Genomic DNA, 14,785 nt, shown 5'->3' with positions numbered 1-14,785 from the left:
GCTCACAGCCGGGGCCTGACTTGTTTCAGGACCAGTTGTCCTAGAATCCAGCGCGCTCGAGGTATTTCAAGGCAGCGTCTTTGTCCTTGAATCCTGACATCACCGTGTACAGCTTCGTCGCCGTGTTGAAGGTTTCCACGGTGGCCCCGCCGCCCGGGATCGTGTCATCGATGCGGAACTTCTTCTCGCCCTTGTCCATCAGCCATTCCGGGTGCTGGCTGCTCCACTGACGGAGCAGTTTGTCCGGGTTGGTGTCGATCCAGGCGATCGGGTAGCGGTCGATATCGACGGCTGTTCTGAGGAGGCCAACCGTCAAGCTGTTCTTGGCGGGCACCGTGAAGACCACTCGGACCGCGTACGGGTCGTTGCCGATCGGGGCCTTCTCGGTGATGTTGTTGACGGCGACGACTTCGCGCAGGGGCGCGGGCAACGCTTCGAGGACGATCTTGGCGTCGGCCGAAACAGGTTGCGGGGCCGCCTTGGTCGTCGTCGGTGCGGGCTTGGAGGTGCTCTTCGCAGCGGTGGGCGCCGCGGGCGCTTCCTGGACCGACGATGGGGGCGCTGCGACCGTTCCCGCTTCGTCGTCGCCTCCGCCGGCGAAAGCGACAGCGCCGACCACCAGCACACCGATGACGACAACAGCACCGCCGACCAGCACAAGAGGCGATTTCCACCACGGGTTCTGGTGCGGCGGTTGGGGCCATCCCTGCGGTGGTTGACCCCAACCCTGTTGCGGGTGGGGCTGACCGCCCGGCTGCGGATGCGAGCCGTACTGCGGCGGCTGCATCGGCGGATACGGCTTCTGACCGGCGTACTGCTGCGGCGCACCCTGACCGGGTGCCCAACCCGGACCTTGCTGCGGCGGTGGATAAGTCATGGTTTCCCCTCCCGATTCACAGGCCGCGCGCGATACACCGGCGACCCGCTGCGAGCGTACTTGCGCACGCCGTCGAACCCGAATCGAGGCAATCCGCTGCTACCCGCTGATCCGCACACCGCTGAGGATCGTGTCCAGATCTGAGCGGTAGCGGGGGACGTTGGTGATGGGGGTTTGGGTGGTTATTTGGATGGGGTAGAACTTGTCGCCCACCGGGTAGGCGAACTCCAGGTAGTCGTGGTGGGAGTTGGCGGTGGTTCCGGCGGTGAGGTGGGCGGGGGTGCCGCAGATCCGCACCTCTTCGGAACGTGTTCGGTGCCAGTCGGATTCGTGGGGGCGCAGGATCTGAAGAGTGTTGCTCGCGGCGTCGGCGGTATTCGCGGGGCTGAAGGTGGTGACGGTGACCGTGGCTATGCCGAAGGGTGGGTCGGCGCCTTCGATGGTCTCGAAACGGTGGAGGACGAGACCACCACCTTCGACCGGCTGGGTCGACCAGCCCGGGAGTTGGGGGGCATTGATGGTGAAGCCGGCGGTGTTGGCCGTGGTAGCCGAAGGAACGTCCGTCGGGCACGAGGGCGTGCTGGAGGTCGACAGGTCGGCCGGGGTACATGCCAGCGTGCAGGACGCCAGGAGCGCAGCGAAGAGGATGCGGCTCATGGCCCGACGTGGACGCCTCCGACGACTTGCTCGCAGGCGGACATCACACCGGCCCAACCATTTTCGGCGTACTGGCAGCCGATGCTGACCTGGATTCCCCGTTCGACGAGGACCTGCCAGCGAACCGTTGACCCGTCGGCGGGACGCTCTTCGTAGGAGAGTCCGGGGCGGCCGGCGAAGACTACGTCTCGGCGCATCGGGGTGACGGTGCCTGCGGGCTTTTTGGCGATTTGGGCGCTGAGGTCGGCGGCGACCTCGTCGTAGCCGGCACCGGGGGTGACCGGCTTCTGGGTGATGGTGATGCGGTGGCGGGCCGCCTCGTCAGGGACGAGGTCGGCGCGGGCCTCGGTGGCCGTGGTGCGGTGCCAGCCCGCAGGGATCTCGATGACGACTCGGCCGACCGTCTCGGTGGTGGGTTTCGGCTTCGGCTTCGCCGATGTGGGCTGGGGTGCTGCGCTCGTCACCACGGGGGCCGAGGTGGTCGCGACGGCAGCCGTGGCCTGTTGGTCGCCGGATCCGAACAGGAAGAACCCACCGATCGCTGCCGCGGCGACAACAGCGGCGAGAGCTGCGGCGCCGATGTAGAGCGGGCGGCGATCGACCGGGTTGGTCGCCGCGGCACGTTCACGCAGGGGCTGCATCCACTCGGCCGCGGGCGGGATGTTCGGCGTGTAGGCGGGGGTCTTCTGAGTAGGTCGCGCCAGGTCTGTTCCGGTGAGCGGGCTGACGGGAACGCCTGCGCCGCACACACTTTCGACTGCGGCGGTGACCGAGGCCAGTACCGCCGGATCGGTGGCGCCGAACACCTGGACGACGTCGGCGGGGCGATCGGCGAGCAGCCGGTCGAGAAGTGCCGTGAGCCGGCCGAAGCCTTCCTCGTCGGCGAGTTCCGAGGCCGCCAGGTTCGGTTCGACCTCGACCGCCTCGACGTGGGTGCCGTACGTGTCGTAGGTGACCGACGAAGCCGAGGTCGACAGCATGCCGAACTCGATGATCGCGGTGCGGCGGCTACGACTGGCGGTGACATCGACGGCCGAGGCCCGCAGGGCACAGGCCTCGAACGCCACCTCGTGGGTGAATTGCTGTGCGGCGGTGCCGAACAGATCGAGTTCGGGTTGCCCCCACGAGGTGGGATGCACGACGACGATCTGCTCACACAGCGGCGTCACCCGCAGAGTGTCCATGATCGCCGCGAGCAGCGCGGACAGGGCTTGGCCCACCGTCGGCATCCGAGGTGGCAGCGCGAGTACACCGCCGGCCAGGTACTGCACCACCGACACCGCCTGGGTGGGCGGGGTCAGCGGCTCACCGACGACGAGATCGGAACCGTTGCTGCCCAAGACAACCGACGGCGCGACATCCCAGTGGGTGGTGGCGCCACGCGCCCACACTTTGGCTTCGCTGACAACGAGCTCGACGACGGTCATTCCGGTTGCGGCATCCAGGCGGTCTGGACCAGGCCCTCGGTATTACGCGTGACGAAGGTGCCACGCCCGGCGGGCTTGGGGCCGGGACGCGTGGTACCGACCATGACGCCTTCGTCTTTGCTGCAGCTCATCACCAGTGCGGCCGAACCGAGGTCCTTCATCCGGGCCAGCGTCGCCTCGTACATGGCGCGGCTGGCTCCACCGGAGCGGCGAGCGATGATCAGGTGGAAACCGAGGTCGCGAGCGTGCGGCAGATGCTCGACGAGCGCCGAGACCGGGTTGCCCGACGAGGTGGCCACCAGGTCGTAGTCGTCGACGAGCACATACAGCTCGGGACCGGTCCACCACGAACGCTCGCGCAACTGCTGTGGCGTCACCTCGGGACCGGGGGTCCGCTTGGCGACATACGCCGCGAGGTCGGCCATGTTCTGGGTGAATTGCGGTGCGGTGGAACCGTATCCGGCCTGGTAACCCTCGGGGATGATGCCCAGCATCGAGCGGCGGTAGTCGCCGACGATGAACCGTGCCTCATTCGGGGTGTTCGACGCGGCGATGCCCTCGATGATCGAGCGCAACAGCGTGGTCTTACCGGACTCGGAGTCGCCGATGATGATGAAGTGCGGGCTTTCCGCGAAATCGATGTAGACCGGAGCGAGCTCGGCCTCGTTGATACCGATCGGGATTCGCAGGCACTTGGTCGCCGGATCGACCCGCGAGGGCCAGTTGCCCGCCAGGTACAGCAGCTGTTCGCGGGGCAGCTGATCGGGCAGCATGCGGACCTGCGGCGCGGGACGGCCCGGCGTCATCCGGGCGATCGTCTCGACCGCGGACGACACCGCTTGGCCCAGATTGGACGGATCGGCGGAGCCGTCGATCCGCGGCAGCGCGGTGAGCATATGCAGGCACTCGGCGGTCATACCGCGGCCGGGGCGACCCTGCGGAACCAGCGACGCGAACTTGCGGCCGAGGTCGGAATCCATCGGATCGCCGAGGCGCAGCTCGATGCGGGTGCCGATCTGGTCCTTGAGCGCGGGGCGGGCTTCCGCCCAGCGGGCGAGCGCGATCACCACGTGCACGCCATACGAAAGACCCTGCACCGCAAGGTTCATGATGACCTGCTCGAGCGCGTCGAAGTCCTGGCGGATCGAGCCGTAGCCATCGATCACCAGGAACACGTCACCGAACGGATCCTCGTGCGCGCCCTGGGCAGCCGGGCTCGACGCCGGGTCCATCGAACGCAGACGACGGAACTCGACCATCGACTCGATGCCGAGCTGACGGAACTTCGCCTCACGGGTGCGAACGATCGTGGTCATCTCGGCGACGGTGCGCCGGACCTGGTCCTCGTCGAGGCGGCTTGCCACCGAACCGACGTGCGGCAGACCCTGCAGGCTGGTCAACGTGCCACCACCGAAGTCGAGGCAGTAGAACTGCACCTGCTCGGCGGTGTGGGTCAACGCCATCGCCATGATCATCGAACGCAGGGCGGTCGACTTACCCGACTGCGGACCGCCGACGATCGCGACATTGCCTCGCGAACCGGACAGGTCGACCACGAACGGGTCGCGGCGCTGATCGTAGGGGCGGTCGACGATGCCCATGGGGGCACGCAGGGTGGCGATCGCGGCGAATTCGCCGGTAAGGATCGAGCGCGGCACGAGCTGATCCATGGTCGGCGCTTCCTCGAGCGGCGGCAACCAGATCTCGTGGGCAGGTCGGCCGTGGCCCGAGATGCGCGAGACCAGCATGTTCAGGTTCGACATCTGCTCGTTGTCGTCGCCGACCGGCTCCGGCTCGAACTCGGCCTCCACCGGCAGCGGAACCCGATCGGCGGCGCGGAAGCCCACGTGGGTCGCCGCGAAAGGCCGTGCGTTGACGTCGATCTCGCCGCCGACGATGCCGGCGCTGGTGACCTCGCGCGCCGATCCACCACCGACATACGGACCCGACACGTACGAGGCCTGGAAGCGCTGGATCTCACCCGAGTCGGACTTCAGGTAACCGCCACCGGGGGTGCTCGGCAGGTTGTAGGCGTCGGGGACGCCGAGGACCTGGCGGGACTCGTTGGCGGAGAAGGTCTTCAGGCCGATGCGGTAGGACAGGTGCGATTCCAGGCCCTTGAGCTTGCCCTCTTCCAGACGCTGCGAGGCGAGCAGGAGGTGGACCTGCAGCGAGCGGCCCAGGCGGCCGATCATCACGAACAGTTCGGCGAAGTCGGGGTGCTGGGTGAGCAGTTCGGAGAACTCGTCGAGCACGACGAACAGTGCGGGCAGCGGGTCGAGGTCGGCACCGGCGGCGCGGGCCTTCTCGTATTCGGAGACATTGGCGAAGTTACCGGCCTGACGCAGGACTTCCTGGCGGCGGTTCATCTCGCCCGCCAGCGCGTCCTTCATACGGTCGACGAGGTCGGCTTCGTCCTCGAGGTTGGTGATCACCGCGGCGACGTGCGGAACGCCGTCCAGGCCGAGGAACGTCGCACCACCCTTGAAGTCGACGAGGACCAGGTTGAGCTGGTCGGGCGAGTGGGTGGCGAGCAGGCTGAGCACCAGGGTGCGCAGGAATTCCGACTTACCGGAACCGGTCGCGCCGATGCACAGGCCGTGCGGGCCCATGCCGTTCTCGGCGGCTTCCTTGATGTCGAGCTCCACCGGTGCACCGTCGGCGCCGATGCCGAACGGCACGCGCAGACGCTCGCGGCCGTAGCGGGGACGCCAGGCGCTGGCCGGGTTGAAGTTGCCGATATCGCCCAGGTTCATCAGCTGCGACCAGGTGGAGATGGTCTCGGTCTCGTCGGTCTCGACATCGCTGCTGCGCTGGGTGGCCGCACGGTAGGGCGCGAGCCTGCGGGCCAGCTGCTGGGCCTGCTCGGCGCTGACCCGGTCGATGGTGGCGAAGCGTTCCTGGTTGCCGGTGGCGCCGCGGCCGAGGCACTCACCGTCTTCGACGACCATCTTGATGCCGCGCGAAACAGCAAGGCGCGGTGCGTAATTGCACAGGTCGATGATGGTGACGCCCTCATACCCGGACTCGCGCAGCTGGTCGTCCTCGGCCTCGAGCAGGCCACCGTCGACGACGATCACCACGTGCACCATGTTCGGGTTGTTCGGCTGGTTACGCGAGTAGCGGACCCGGTTGCCGAGCAGCGGATGCAGGCCGCTCATCGCCTCGCGGATGGAGCCGTAGAACATGCGCTGGGTGCCGATGCCGTCCTGGGAATCGGGGTGCTGGGTGTGCGGGAGCCACTTGGTCCACTCCCACTCGCGGGCGGTGTCCGGGCCACAGACCACGGCGACGAGCACCTGGTCGGGCGCCTGGAACATGCACAGCTGCAACAACATCGCGCGCGTCATGTCGCGCGCTTGGGCGCGGTCGCCGTCGAGGGCGACGGTGCCGAAGCCCTTCACCGCGATGGCGGTGGGCAGATCGGGAACCGTGGAATGCGCGCGCACGAAACGGCGCAGCGACACCGCGGCGATGGGCTCCAGCTCTTCGACGGGGCCGGTTTCGGGGGCTACCAGCCTGGTCGCCAGTCGCTGGCCGCCGAGACCGATGCGCGCGTGGCAGAAATCCTTGTCGCCGGAGCGGCGCTCCCACATCCGGCTGGTGCCCGCGAGCATCCAGATCAGGCCGGGCTCGGGGTGGCTCCACTCGACGGCGGCGCGTTGCTGCTTGGCGGTCTCGTCGACGTCTTTACGGACCTGATCGAGGTAGCGCAGATAGTCCTTGCGGTCCTCGTTGGCTTCGGCGGCCTTGGCGCCCTTGCCACCACCCTGTCCGAACATGGTGACCATCGACATGATCATCATCATCGGGAACATCATCGACATCGGGTTGGACAGCATGCCGCTGCCCTGGGTGAACATCAGCGCCATCATGCCGACCATGCCGACGACCATGACGACGGGCATCAGCTTCGCGAGCAGGTTGCCCGGGGTGATCCGCGGGATCTCCGGCGGCGGCTGCAGCGTGACCTCGCCGCCGGGTGTACGCGGCATCTCGCGCCGGGCACGGCGCTGGAACCTGACGGTGCTCATGGTCGAAGACTCCCCCTGCTTGACTACTCGCTCATCTGTCGTCGCGACGGGCTCAGTGTAGAGGTCGCGGCCGACATGTCGTATGGTTCGTCAGGCATTCTGCTGTCCGAACGGTGGGTTCCGCAAACTGTCGACCGTGTGAGCGGTCGAGCGGAAACACGAGGTAGAGACGGAACTGGGGGAGTTTTGACGCACGCGCGACTCGATCATGTGGAAGAGGACTCCGCGCGCGGCATCGTGCGCGCGCCGGACCTTGCCCGAGTAACCATCCTGGCCAAGCACACGCAGGTAGACATGGCTATTCCGGTGGATGTGCCGGTCGCCCTCGTCATCCCCAGCGTGGTCGACATGGTCGCGCAGCACAGCCGCTCGAATGATTTCGACAACGACGGCGAACGCTACGAACCCGCCGAATGGGTGCTCGCCCGCATCGGCCACCCCCCGTTCTCGAACTCGCTGAGCCTCGGCGAACAAGGCGTACGCGACGGCGAACTGCTGATGCTGGAGAGCGCCTCGCACGCGGCGCCGACGCCCCTGTTCGACGACATCATGTACAACGTCGCGGTCGCCGACGCCGAGCACTACCGCAGCTGGACGCCGAAGACCGCCCGGGTCACCGGTTCGGTGCTCGCCGCGCTCACCATGCTGGTCGGCTGCTTCGGCCTGCTGGCCGCGCCGGATGCGTTGCCGTTCTGGGTTTCCGGGTCGCTCGCATTGTTCGTCGCGATCCTCTGCGTGGTGGCGGGCACGGTGCTGAGCCGCATGTACCGCGACGCCTCGGCCGCGCTCGTGCTCGCCGGCTGCGCGCTGCCGACCGCGTTCACCGGCGGCATGCTGCTGGTGCCCGATCACTACGGGGCGGCGCATCTGCTGCTCGGATTCGCGCTGCTCGGTTCCATCGCGGTACTCGCCTGGCGCGTCACCGGTATCGGCCTCGCGCTGTTCATCGGCGCGGCGACCGTCTCGGTGTTCGGCGTGCCCGCGGCCCTGGTGGGGCTGCTCGCCGATCAGCCGGTCAAGGCGATCGGCGCGGTCGTCGCCGCGCTCGGTCTGGCCGGACTCTCACTCGCGCCGCGTGTTTCGATGCTGCTGGCCAAATTGCCGTTGCCGCCGGTCCCCTCCCCCGGCACCCCGATCGATCCGACCGAGGACGATCCGGACGACCACCGCGCCCTGCCGACTCTCGACGCCCTGCGGGCGCGGTCGGAACGGGCCCGTAACTACCTCGCCGGCCTGGTCAGCGCGACCACGCTGGTCACCGTCGCCGGCGCGCTGCTGGCGACCGACGCGGGCTCCGAAGATCCCTACTGGCCCGGCATCTCGCTCGCGCTGGTGTGCGCGGTGGTACTGATGTTCCGCAGCCGCACCTACGCGGGCGCCGAACAGGCCATCGTGCTGATCGCGGGTGGCTCGTCGATCGTGCTGATCATGCTGGTCGGCGTCGCGCTCGAAATGCGCCAGCCGCTGGTCGTTTTCGGTGCCGCGCTGGTGATTCTGATCTCGGCGCTGGTGATGGGCCTGATCGTGCCGAACCAGTCCGCGACGCCGCCGATGCGCCGGGCCGTCGAACTGCTCGAGTACGCGTTCGTCGCCGCGGTGCTGCCGCTGGTGTTCTGGGTCGCCGATCTCTACTCGCTGGTTCGCGGGCTGTGAGGCTCGGCTTTCGACTGACGGCCGTTGCTCTGGTCGTCGGTCTGAACGCCGGATTCGGTCTCTACGGCACAGCGCACGCGGACCGGCCGCCGGCCATCGATCCCGGACTGCTGCCCGCGGGAGATCCCGCTGCGCCGCCGGACAAGACCGAGCGCGGCAGCGGTACCAACGGACTGTGCTTCCGCACCCAGGCGAGTACCGCGACGGCGGTGATTCCTCCCAGCCAGCGTTCCCTCGATCTGGAGCGGGCGTGGGAATTCTCGCGTGGCGCAGGACAACTCGTCGCGGTGATCGACACCGGCGTGGAACCCCATCCCCGCCTGCCCGATCTGTGGGCGGGCGGTGACTACGTGGCCGCGGGCGGCAACGGGACCGAGGACTGCGACGTGCACGGCACCGTTGTCGCCGGGATCATCGGCGCGACCAAGATCGACAACCAGGGTTTCTCCGGTGTCGCGCCCGAGGCCCGCATCCTCAGCATTCGCCAGACCAGCTCCCTCTATCAGTCCGAGGGCGCGGGCCGGAACAAGGGGCCCGACGATTTCCCCGAGGGCTACGGCAAGGTCTCCTCACTCGCGAGCGCGATCCGGCGGGCGGCCGACTTCGGCGCCCGCGTGATCAACATCTCGCTCGTCGCCTGCAACAGCGGTTCCCCGGCCAATGAAGCGGCGTTCGGCGCGCTCGGCGCGGCCGTGCGGTACGCGGCGCTGGAGAAGGACGTGGTGATCGTCAGCTCGGCGGGTAACTCCGACAACGCCTGCAAGTCGGGCAATCCCGGGCCGGACCCGCTCAAGCCCGCACAGGATCTGTGGAGCACGATCCGCACCTATGTGAATCCCGCCTGGTACGACGAATATGTGCTCTCGGTCGGCTCCATCGGCGCCAACGGCGCACCGTCGTCGTTCACCGTGCCCGGTCCGTGGGTCGGCATTGCCGCACCGGGAGAAGGCATTACGTCCCTCGATGCCAGGACCGCCGGCATCTCCGACGGCAAGTACGACAACCAGGGCAAGTACATGGCCTACAGCGGAACAAGTTTCGCTTCGCCGTACGTCGCAGGCGTCGCCGCGCTGGTGCGCGACAGGTTCCCGGACCTGACCGCCAAGCAGGTCATCCAGCGGTTGCAGGCCACGGCCCACGCACCGGCAGAGGGCTGGAATCCGTACATCGGTTACGGCGCAGTGGATCCCGTCGCGGCGCTGACCAACGAAGTGCCGAGGGAACTTCCGCCGAAGCAGGCCAGCCCGGCGCGCAGCCTGCAGCTCGCGGTGCCCGCACCGCCGCCGCCCGCGGACAACACCGCGCGCAACGTGGCGCTGATCGGTTCCGGCGCCATCGGTCTGATCCTGGTCCTCGGCGTCCTGGCGTCGTTCCCGATCCGGCGCAAATTCGGGATGTCGGCCGACGATCTCTGACCTGCTCGACCAAAGAGCAGGGTACGGTCGGCGGGCCAGAGCCCGTCGACCCAGGTAGCCGCATGAATTCGTCAACAACCGACCGTCCACTCACCCGCAGGCAGCGGTGGGAGCGCGCGACCAATCTGCCGTTGATGGCGCTCGCGGTGGTGTTCGTCGTCATGTACGCGTGGCGGGTGCTCGACACCGATGTGTCACCGCGCCTCGATACCGGTCTCGTGCTGGCCGATATCGCGATCTGGGCGGTGTTCTTCGTCGATTTCGTGGTCAGATTGCGGCTCTCGGGCGACCGGTTGCGCTTCCTCCGCAAGCATCCTCTCGACCTGCTGGTCGTGCTCGTACCGCCGTTTCGCCCGCTGCGGCTGCTCCGTGCTTCGCTGCTGCTGCTCGACGCTCTCAACCGCGCGACGCACCCGCGCACCCGCCTGGTGACCTTCGTGGCCACCAGTTCCCTGCTGATCCTGTTGCTGTCGAGTCTGGCCTTCTTCGACGCCGAATACGGCGCACCCGACTCCAAGATCGAGACCTTCGGCGACGCACTGTGGTGGTCGGCGGTCTCGGTGACCACGGTCGGCTACGGCGACGTCTACCCGGTGACCACCGAGGGCCGACTGGTCTCGCTGGTGCTGATGACGCTGGGCATCGGCCTGATCTCCTTCGCGATCGGCACCATGACCAGCTGGGTCGTCGAACAACTCAAGACCGTCGACGACGCCGCCGACCGCGCCGAGAGCATGCTCCGCGAACTGGTCGACGAGGTCAGAGCCCTACGGACCGAGGTCGCCGAACTTCGCTCCGATTCCGCGAAGTCGGCGACCCCGTCCGGCTAGTTCACCGTGGCGACAGGCTTTTTGGCGGGCGACGGATCCGGCGCGACACCGTCGTGCGCGACCATCGCCTCTTCCCGACCCATCGTCGGCCCACCCGCGAGCAGTCCGATGATCGGCCACGGCGCCGGTTCGGCCTTGACTTCCTCCAGGCCGAGCGCCTTGACCGCGTCGGCGTTCTTGACGCCGAAGCGGACGCCGGTATCGGCGATGTAGAACAGGCTGTCCTTGCGGCGGCTGTTCGGTTCGATGCCGGTGGACTGCACGTAGGCGCCGGACGCCGGCGGAATGAAGACGGTGTCCGCGTTCGGGCCCGCGCCGTCGGCCTGCGCGAGGTCGACCATCTTCGCCTTGTCCGGGATCGGCAGATCGATGCCGGTCAGCAAGGTCAGCTCGGCGCGTGCGGTCGCGTCGGTGTTGTCGGTGGCGCCCGCGATCGGCTTCCACGACATGCAGCTGACCGGCTGGTCCTTGGCGGTGATCAGCGTCGGCCGGTCGCGCGGGTAGTCCTGCACCTTCAGCGTCTGGACGATGGTCGCGTAGGTGCGGTCGGTCGACTGAATTGTCGTGCCGTTCATCATGGTCGGATAGAAGTTGCGGATGATCTGGGCGGTCAGCGCCGAAATCTCCTGCAGTCCGTTCTGGAGCACCACGTAGTTCTGGTTGGGCTCGTTGAACACCTGGACCACGTCGCCGATCTTGTGGCCGCTCACGTTGTAAGTCGGTGTGCCACCGGGATTGTCGATGACCGGCGTGATCAGCGGCAGCACTTCGGGAATCGCGTTGAGCAGGCCCTCGCTGATCGGACGCGGAGTCACGCCGGTGATCCCGAGCGCGTGGGTGACGGCCGGATCGTCCATCTTCACGCGGGCACGCTTGCCGTCGTAGACCAGGTAGACGGCGTCCTTGCCCTTCACGAGCATGGCCTTGCCCGTGTCCACCTTCGATGCCTTGGCGCCGAGATTCGGGTCGCCGGCCAGCACCGACGTGGTCAGATCCGCTGTGCCGTCGGACTTGAGCTGATCGCACACCGTCCAGGTGCGGCCCTTGCCGCCCTTGTCGTAGAGGATCGACGACGGGGCGCCCGGAATACCGATCAGCTGACCGCGGGGCTTCTTCCCGAGCTCGGACTCCTTGACGATCGCCGCCTTGGACGCCTCACCGGCCGCCAACCGGGCCGAGGCCAGGTTCAGCGCGGGATGCACCACATTGTCGACGACCACGTAGACGCCGCCGGATTCCTTCGCGATCAGGATCTTGCTGTCGCCGATCTTGTCCTGCGGGCGCAACAGCGCGAGCACGCCACAACCTGCGAGGACCACGATGCCGAGCACCAGTCCGACCACGTAGGCACGGGTCTGCGCGCGCATCGGGTCGTGCAGCATGCGCACATCCCGGCGCACCAGGGCGTGCTCCATTCGCCGCACCAGGAAGCGGTATCCGCTGACCTGCCAGCGCGTTGTGGGTTTTGAAGGCATGGTTCCTCCCCCGAACAGTGCTCTCGTCCGGGCAACACAGTACAGTTCCCGGCAGCAGTTGTTCGCATTCGGCCATCGGCCGATCGACAAATGGGTACCTGGGGGAGGAACGAATGGCTGAGTTCACCGGGGCGGGACCGCGCCCGCTGTTCGGTCGGATTTCGCTGCCGCACCTACTCATTGCGCAGGTCCTCGGCCTGATCGCGGGGGTTGTCGCGCTGATCTGCCGCATCGATGCGCTGATGTCGCTCGCCATCGCCGTCGTGGTGGCGCTGGTGCCGCTGATCCCGATCGGCAAGCGCACGATCCTCGATTGGATCTCGACCATCCGCCGGTATTCCGCCAAGCGCGACTACACACTCGGCGACACCGTCGACTTCCGTGACACCGACGGGCGCTCGCTCGGCCTGTACTGGGACGGCAGCCGCGTGGTCACCGTCGTCGAGGTACTGCCGCCGCGCGGCGGGCTGACCCGTATCGCGCGCACCGCCGTGCACGCCTCACACCTGTTGCCGCTGCCCGAACTGGCCGCGTGCCTCAACCAGCACGACATCCTGCTCAGCGGGATCGACATCATCAGCCACGGCCACCGCAGCCGGTCCGGCACGCCCGCGGGCGCGATCTACGAATCGCTGCTCGGCCCGCTGCCCGCGACCGCGCACCGCACAGTGTGGCTCGCGATCAGCTTCGACGCGGTGGCCTGCCCGGATGCGACGGCTCGTCGTGGTGGGGGCACCGACGGCGCTTCCCGCTCGGTCACCATCGCCACCCAGCGGATCATGCGCACGCTCGAAGACGCCGACTGCAACGCGCGCATCCTCACCGCCCCCGAGATCCGCAAGGCCGTACAGCAGATCACCGCGGGTCTCGATCCGCGCACGCTGAGTCAGCGGTGGAAGTACGCCGAGATCGGCAACGCGGTAAACATCGGCAGTGCGGTGGATCCCAAGCAGCTGGGTTCGGATCTGCTCGCCCAGCTGTGGGTCGCGCCGTCGCGGGGTACGACGGTCGCTGTGCGGTTGCGTCCCGGTAGCGACGCCGAATCCGTGAGTGTCGGCGCCGCATGGCGATTGACCGCGCGCGAGCTGCCCGAGAAGACCAAGTCCAAGGGCATGGTGTCGATGAGCGGACGCCATCGCGACGCACTGCTGGCGCACCTGCCGATCGCGGTGCCCGGTGTCGACGACACGATTCCGACCATCGAGTACCCGATCGACGTCATCGGCGCGCTGCACCTTCCGTCGTCGGGTTGCGGGCAGTTGCTGGGCTCCGACGACGAGGGCAACGGCGTCGCCACCAGGATCGTCGGCGCCGGTATCTCCACCGTGTACGTCGCCGGTGAGCTGTATCTGGCCCAGCAGTTGGTGTTCCGCGCGCTCGCTGTGGGCGAGCGGGTGCTGGTGCGCACCGACCGGGCGCAGGCCTGGGAGCAGTTGGTGACCACCGTCGGCAATCCGGAGCGGCTGACCATCGCCGTCGAAACACACCAGTCCGACGCGGGTTTCACCGCGACGGTGGTGGACGGTGTGCTCGCGCCCGCCCCGCACGCCGGTGTCACCACGATCTACCTCACCGGTGATCCGAACGGCTGGCCCGCTTCTCGCCCCGACCTGGAGATCTTCCAGCCGGGAGCGATCGGCAACCGCGTGGTGCTGCGTACGGGAACGACCAGGGTGAACCTCACGCTGGTGTCGATTCCGCGCGAGTCGACCTACATCGGCCAGCCGCGTGGTCAGCGCGCGATGGCGTCGGCCTGATCGGTTCGCCGTAGCTCGCGTCACCACGCGGGCGATGCCACCGCCGGCTCAGCCCGGATAGGGTTCCACCGTGCGGGCTGCCCGCAAAGTCGTTCCCCACCAAACCAATTGGTTCAACATGCGATCGCAAGCATCGATCGCGGCGTCGTCGTCGGTCATGCCGGTCTTGTCGAAGCGGCGTTTGGCCTGGGCGAAACTCACCGATTCGCGCACCGAGACCATGTGCAGTTCCGCGACCACCTGACGCAACTGCTCGACCGCGCGCAACCCACCCGACAACCCGCCGTAGGACACGAACCCGATCGGCTTGGCCCGCCACTCGTGCTTGGCGCTGTCGAGCGCGGTCTTCAGCGAAGCCGGATACCCGTGGTTGTACTCGGAGGTGACGGCGACGAACGCATCTGCACCGGCCAACCTGGCCCGAAACGCCTCGACCTCCGGCGTCTCGGTGAGGTCCACCGGCAACGCCAGATCCCGCAGATCGAGCACCCCCACCTCGAATTCCGGCCGCTCCCCCAGCGCGGTGACCAGCCAGCCCGCCACCACGGGCGCGAATCGTTCGGGCCGGGTGCTGGCGACGATGATCTCCAACCGCAGCGGTGCATTCATGCCGCCGAGCTTATCGACCCCGAAATGCCCCGGTACCGGAGCCGCTGACCG

10 protein-coding genes are annotated in these 14,785 nt (G+C 67.7%); 4 read left to right on the top strand and 6 right to left on the bottom strand.

The genetic code is table 11. The features are described 5' to 3' along the window. Nucleotides 1-40: 40 nt before the first annotated feature. The 4 genes from ACWGCN_RS31690 to eccCa all read right to left on the bottom strand — a co-directional run bounded on the left by ACWGCN_RS31690 (nt 41) and on the right by eccCa (nt 6,995). Nucleotides 41-877, bottom strand: a complete 837-nt coding sequence (locus ACWGCN_RS31690; RefSeq protein WP_452458439.1) for a hypothetical protein — start codon at nt 875-877, stop codon at nt 41-43. A 99-nt stretch (nt 878-976) separates the two neighbouring features. After that, nucleotides 977-1,534 carry a hypothetical protein gene (locus ACWGCN_RS31685; RefSeq protein ID WP_452458438.1) on the bottom strand — a complete coding sequence of 186 codons (558 nt, stop codon included), beginning with the start codon at nt 1,532-1,534 and terminating at the stop codon, nt 977-979. Next, nucleotides 1,531-2,961 carry a type VII secretion-associated protein gene (locus ACWGCN_RS31680; RefSeq protein WP_452458437.1) on the bottom strand — a complete coding sequence of 477 codons (1,431 nt, stop codon included), beginning with the start codon at nt 2,959-2,961 and terminating at the stop codon, nt 1,531-1,533. The genes ACWGCN_RS31685 and ACWGCN_RS31680 overlap by 4 nt, the downstream gene beginning before the upstream one ends. Next, nucleotides 2,958-6,995, bottom strand: a complete 4,038-nt coding sequence (eccCa, locus tag ACWGCN_RS31675; RefSeq protein WP_378993599.1) for a type VII secretion protein EccCa — start codon at nt 6,993-6,995, stop codon at nt 2,958-2,960. The genes ACWGCN_RS31680 and eccCa overlap by 4 nt, the downstream gene beginning before the upstream one ends. Before the next feature lie 186 nt (nt 6,996-7,181). Here eccCa and eccD point away from each other — a divergent pair, with 186 nt between their 5' ends. The 3 genes from eccD (at nt 7,182) to ACWGCN_RS31660 (ending at nt 10,893) form a co-directional block, all read left to right on the top strand. Further along, nucleotides 7,182-8,648: a type VII secretion integral membrane protein EccD gene (eccD, locus tag ACWGCN_RS31670; protein ID WP_378993600.1), complete on the top strand. Its 1,467-nt coding sequence runs from the start codon at nt 7,182-7,184 to the stop codon at nt 8,646-8,648. After that, a complete protein-coding gene (gene mycP / locus ACWGCN_RS31665) occupies nt 8,645-10,063 on the top strand; it encodes a type VII secretion-associated serine protease mycosin (RefSeq protein ID WP_378993601.1) in 1,419 nt (472 codons plus the stop codon). Before eccD ends, mycP begins: the two co-directional genes overlap by 4 nt. A gap of 62 nt (nt 10,064-10,125) precedes the next feature. After that, on the top strand, nt 10,126-10,893 hold the full coding sequence (locus ACWGCN_RS31660) for a potassium channel family protein (protein WP_378993602.1): 768 nt from the start codon (nt 10,126-10,128) through the stop codon (nt 10,891-10,893). Here ACWGCN_RS31660 and eccB read toward each other — a convergent pair. Beyond that, nucleotides 10,890-12,368: a type VII secretion protein EccB gene (gene eccB / locus ACWGCN_RS31655; RefSeq protein ID WP_452458436.1), complete on the bottom strand. Its 1,479-nt coding sequence runs from the start codon at nt 12,366-12,368 to the stop codon at nt 10,890-10,892. The two genes, ACWGCN_RS31660 and eccB, sit on opposite strands and share 4 nt — an antisense overlap. A 113-nt stretch (nt 12,369-12,481) precedes the next feature. On the opposite strand from eccB, the gene eccE reads away from it, so the two are divergent. Next, nucleotides 12,482-14,125: a type VII secretion protein EccE gene (gene eccE / locus ACWGCN_RS31650; RefSeq protein WP_378993604.1), complete on the top strand. Its 1,644-nt coding sequence runs from the start codon at nt 12,482-12,484 to the stop codon at nt 14,123-14,125. Nucleotides 14,126-14,173: 48 nt separating this feature from the next. Here the strand turns inward: eccE and ACWGCN_RS31645 are convergent, their stop codons facing one another. Continuing rightward, complete coding sequence (locus ACWGCN_RS31645) at nt 14,174-14,734, bottom strand: NADPH-dependent FMN reductase (protein WP_452458435.1); 561 nt, start codon at nt 14,732-14,734, stop codon at nt 14,174-14,176. Nucleotides 14,735-14,785 lie beyond the last annotated feature (51 nt).

It is taken from the genome of Nocardia sp. NPDC055050, assembly GCF_053608345.1.
Note: the sequence above shows the minus strand (reverse complement) of the source record. Positions and strands in the feature narration are given on the sequence as shown.

What these genes read in the sequence shown, in the direction of transcription:
- ACWGCN_RS31680 (WP_452458437.1), bottom strand. Translation starts at nt 2,961, where the DNA reads ATGACCGTCGTCGAGCTCGTTGTCAGCGAAGCCAAAGTGTGGGCGCGT.
- eccE (WP_378993604.1), top strand. Translation starts at nt 12,482, where the DNA reads ATGGCTGAGTTCACCGGGGCGGGACCGCGCCCGCTGTTCGGTCGGATT.
- eccCa (WP_378993599.1), bottom strand. Translation starts at nt 6,995, where the DNA reads ATGAGCACCGTCAGGTTCCAGCGCCGTGCCCGGCGCGAGATGCCGCGT.
- eccB (WP_452458436.1), bottom strand. Translation starts at nt 12,368, where the DNA reads ATGCCTTCAAAACCCACAACGCGCTGGCAGGTCAGCGGATACCGCTTC.
- ACWGCN_RS31660 (WP_378993602.1), top strand. Translation starts at nt 10,126, where the DNA reads ATGAATTCGTCAACAACCGACCGTCCACTCACCCGCAGGCAGCGGTGG.
- ACWGCN_RS31685 (WP_452458438.1), bottom strand. Translation starts at nt 1,534, where the DNA reads ATGAGCCGCATCCTCTTCGCTGCGCTCCTGGCGTCCTGCACGCTGGCA.
- ACWGCN_RS31690 (WP_452458439.1), bottom strand. Translation starts at nt 877, where the DNA reads ATGACTTATCCACCGCCGCAGCAAGGTCCGGGTTGGGCACCCGGTCAG.
- ACWGCN_RS31645 (WP_452458435.1), bottom strand. Translation starts at nt 14,734, where the DNA reads ATGAATGCACCGCTGCGGTTGGAGATCATCGTCGCCAGCACCCGGCCC.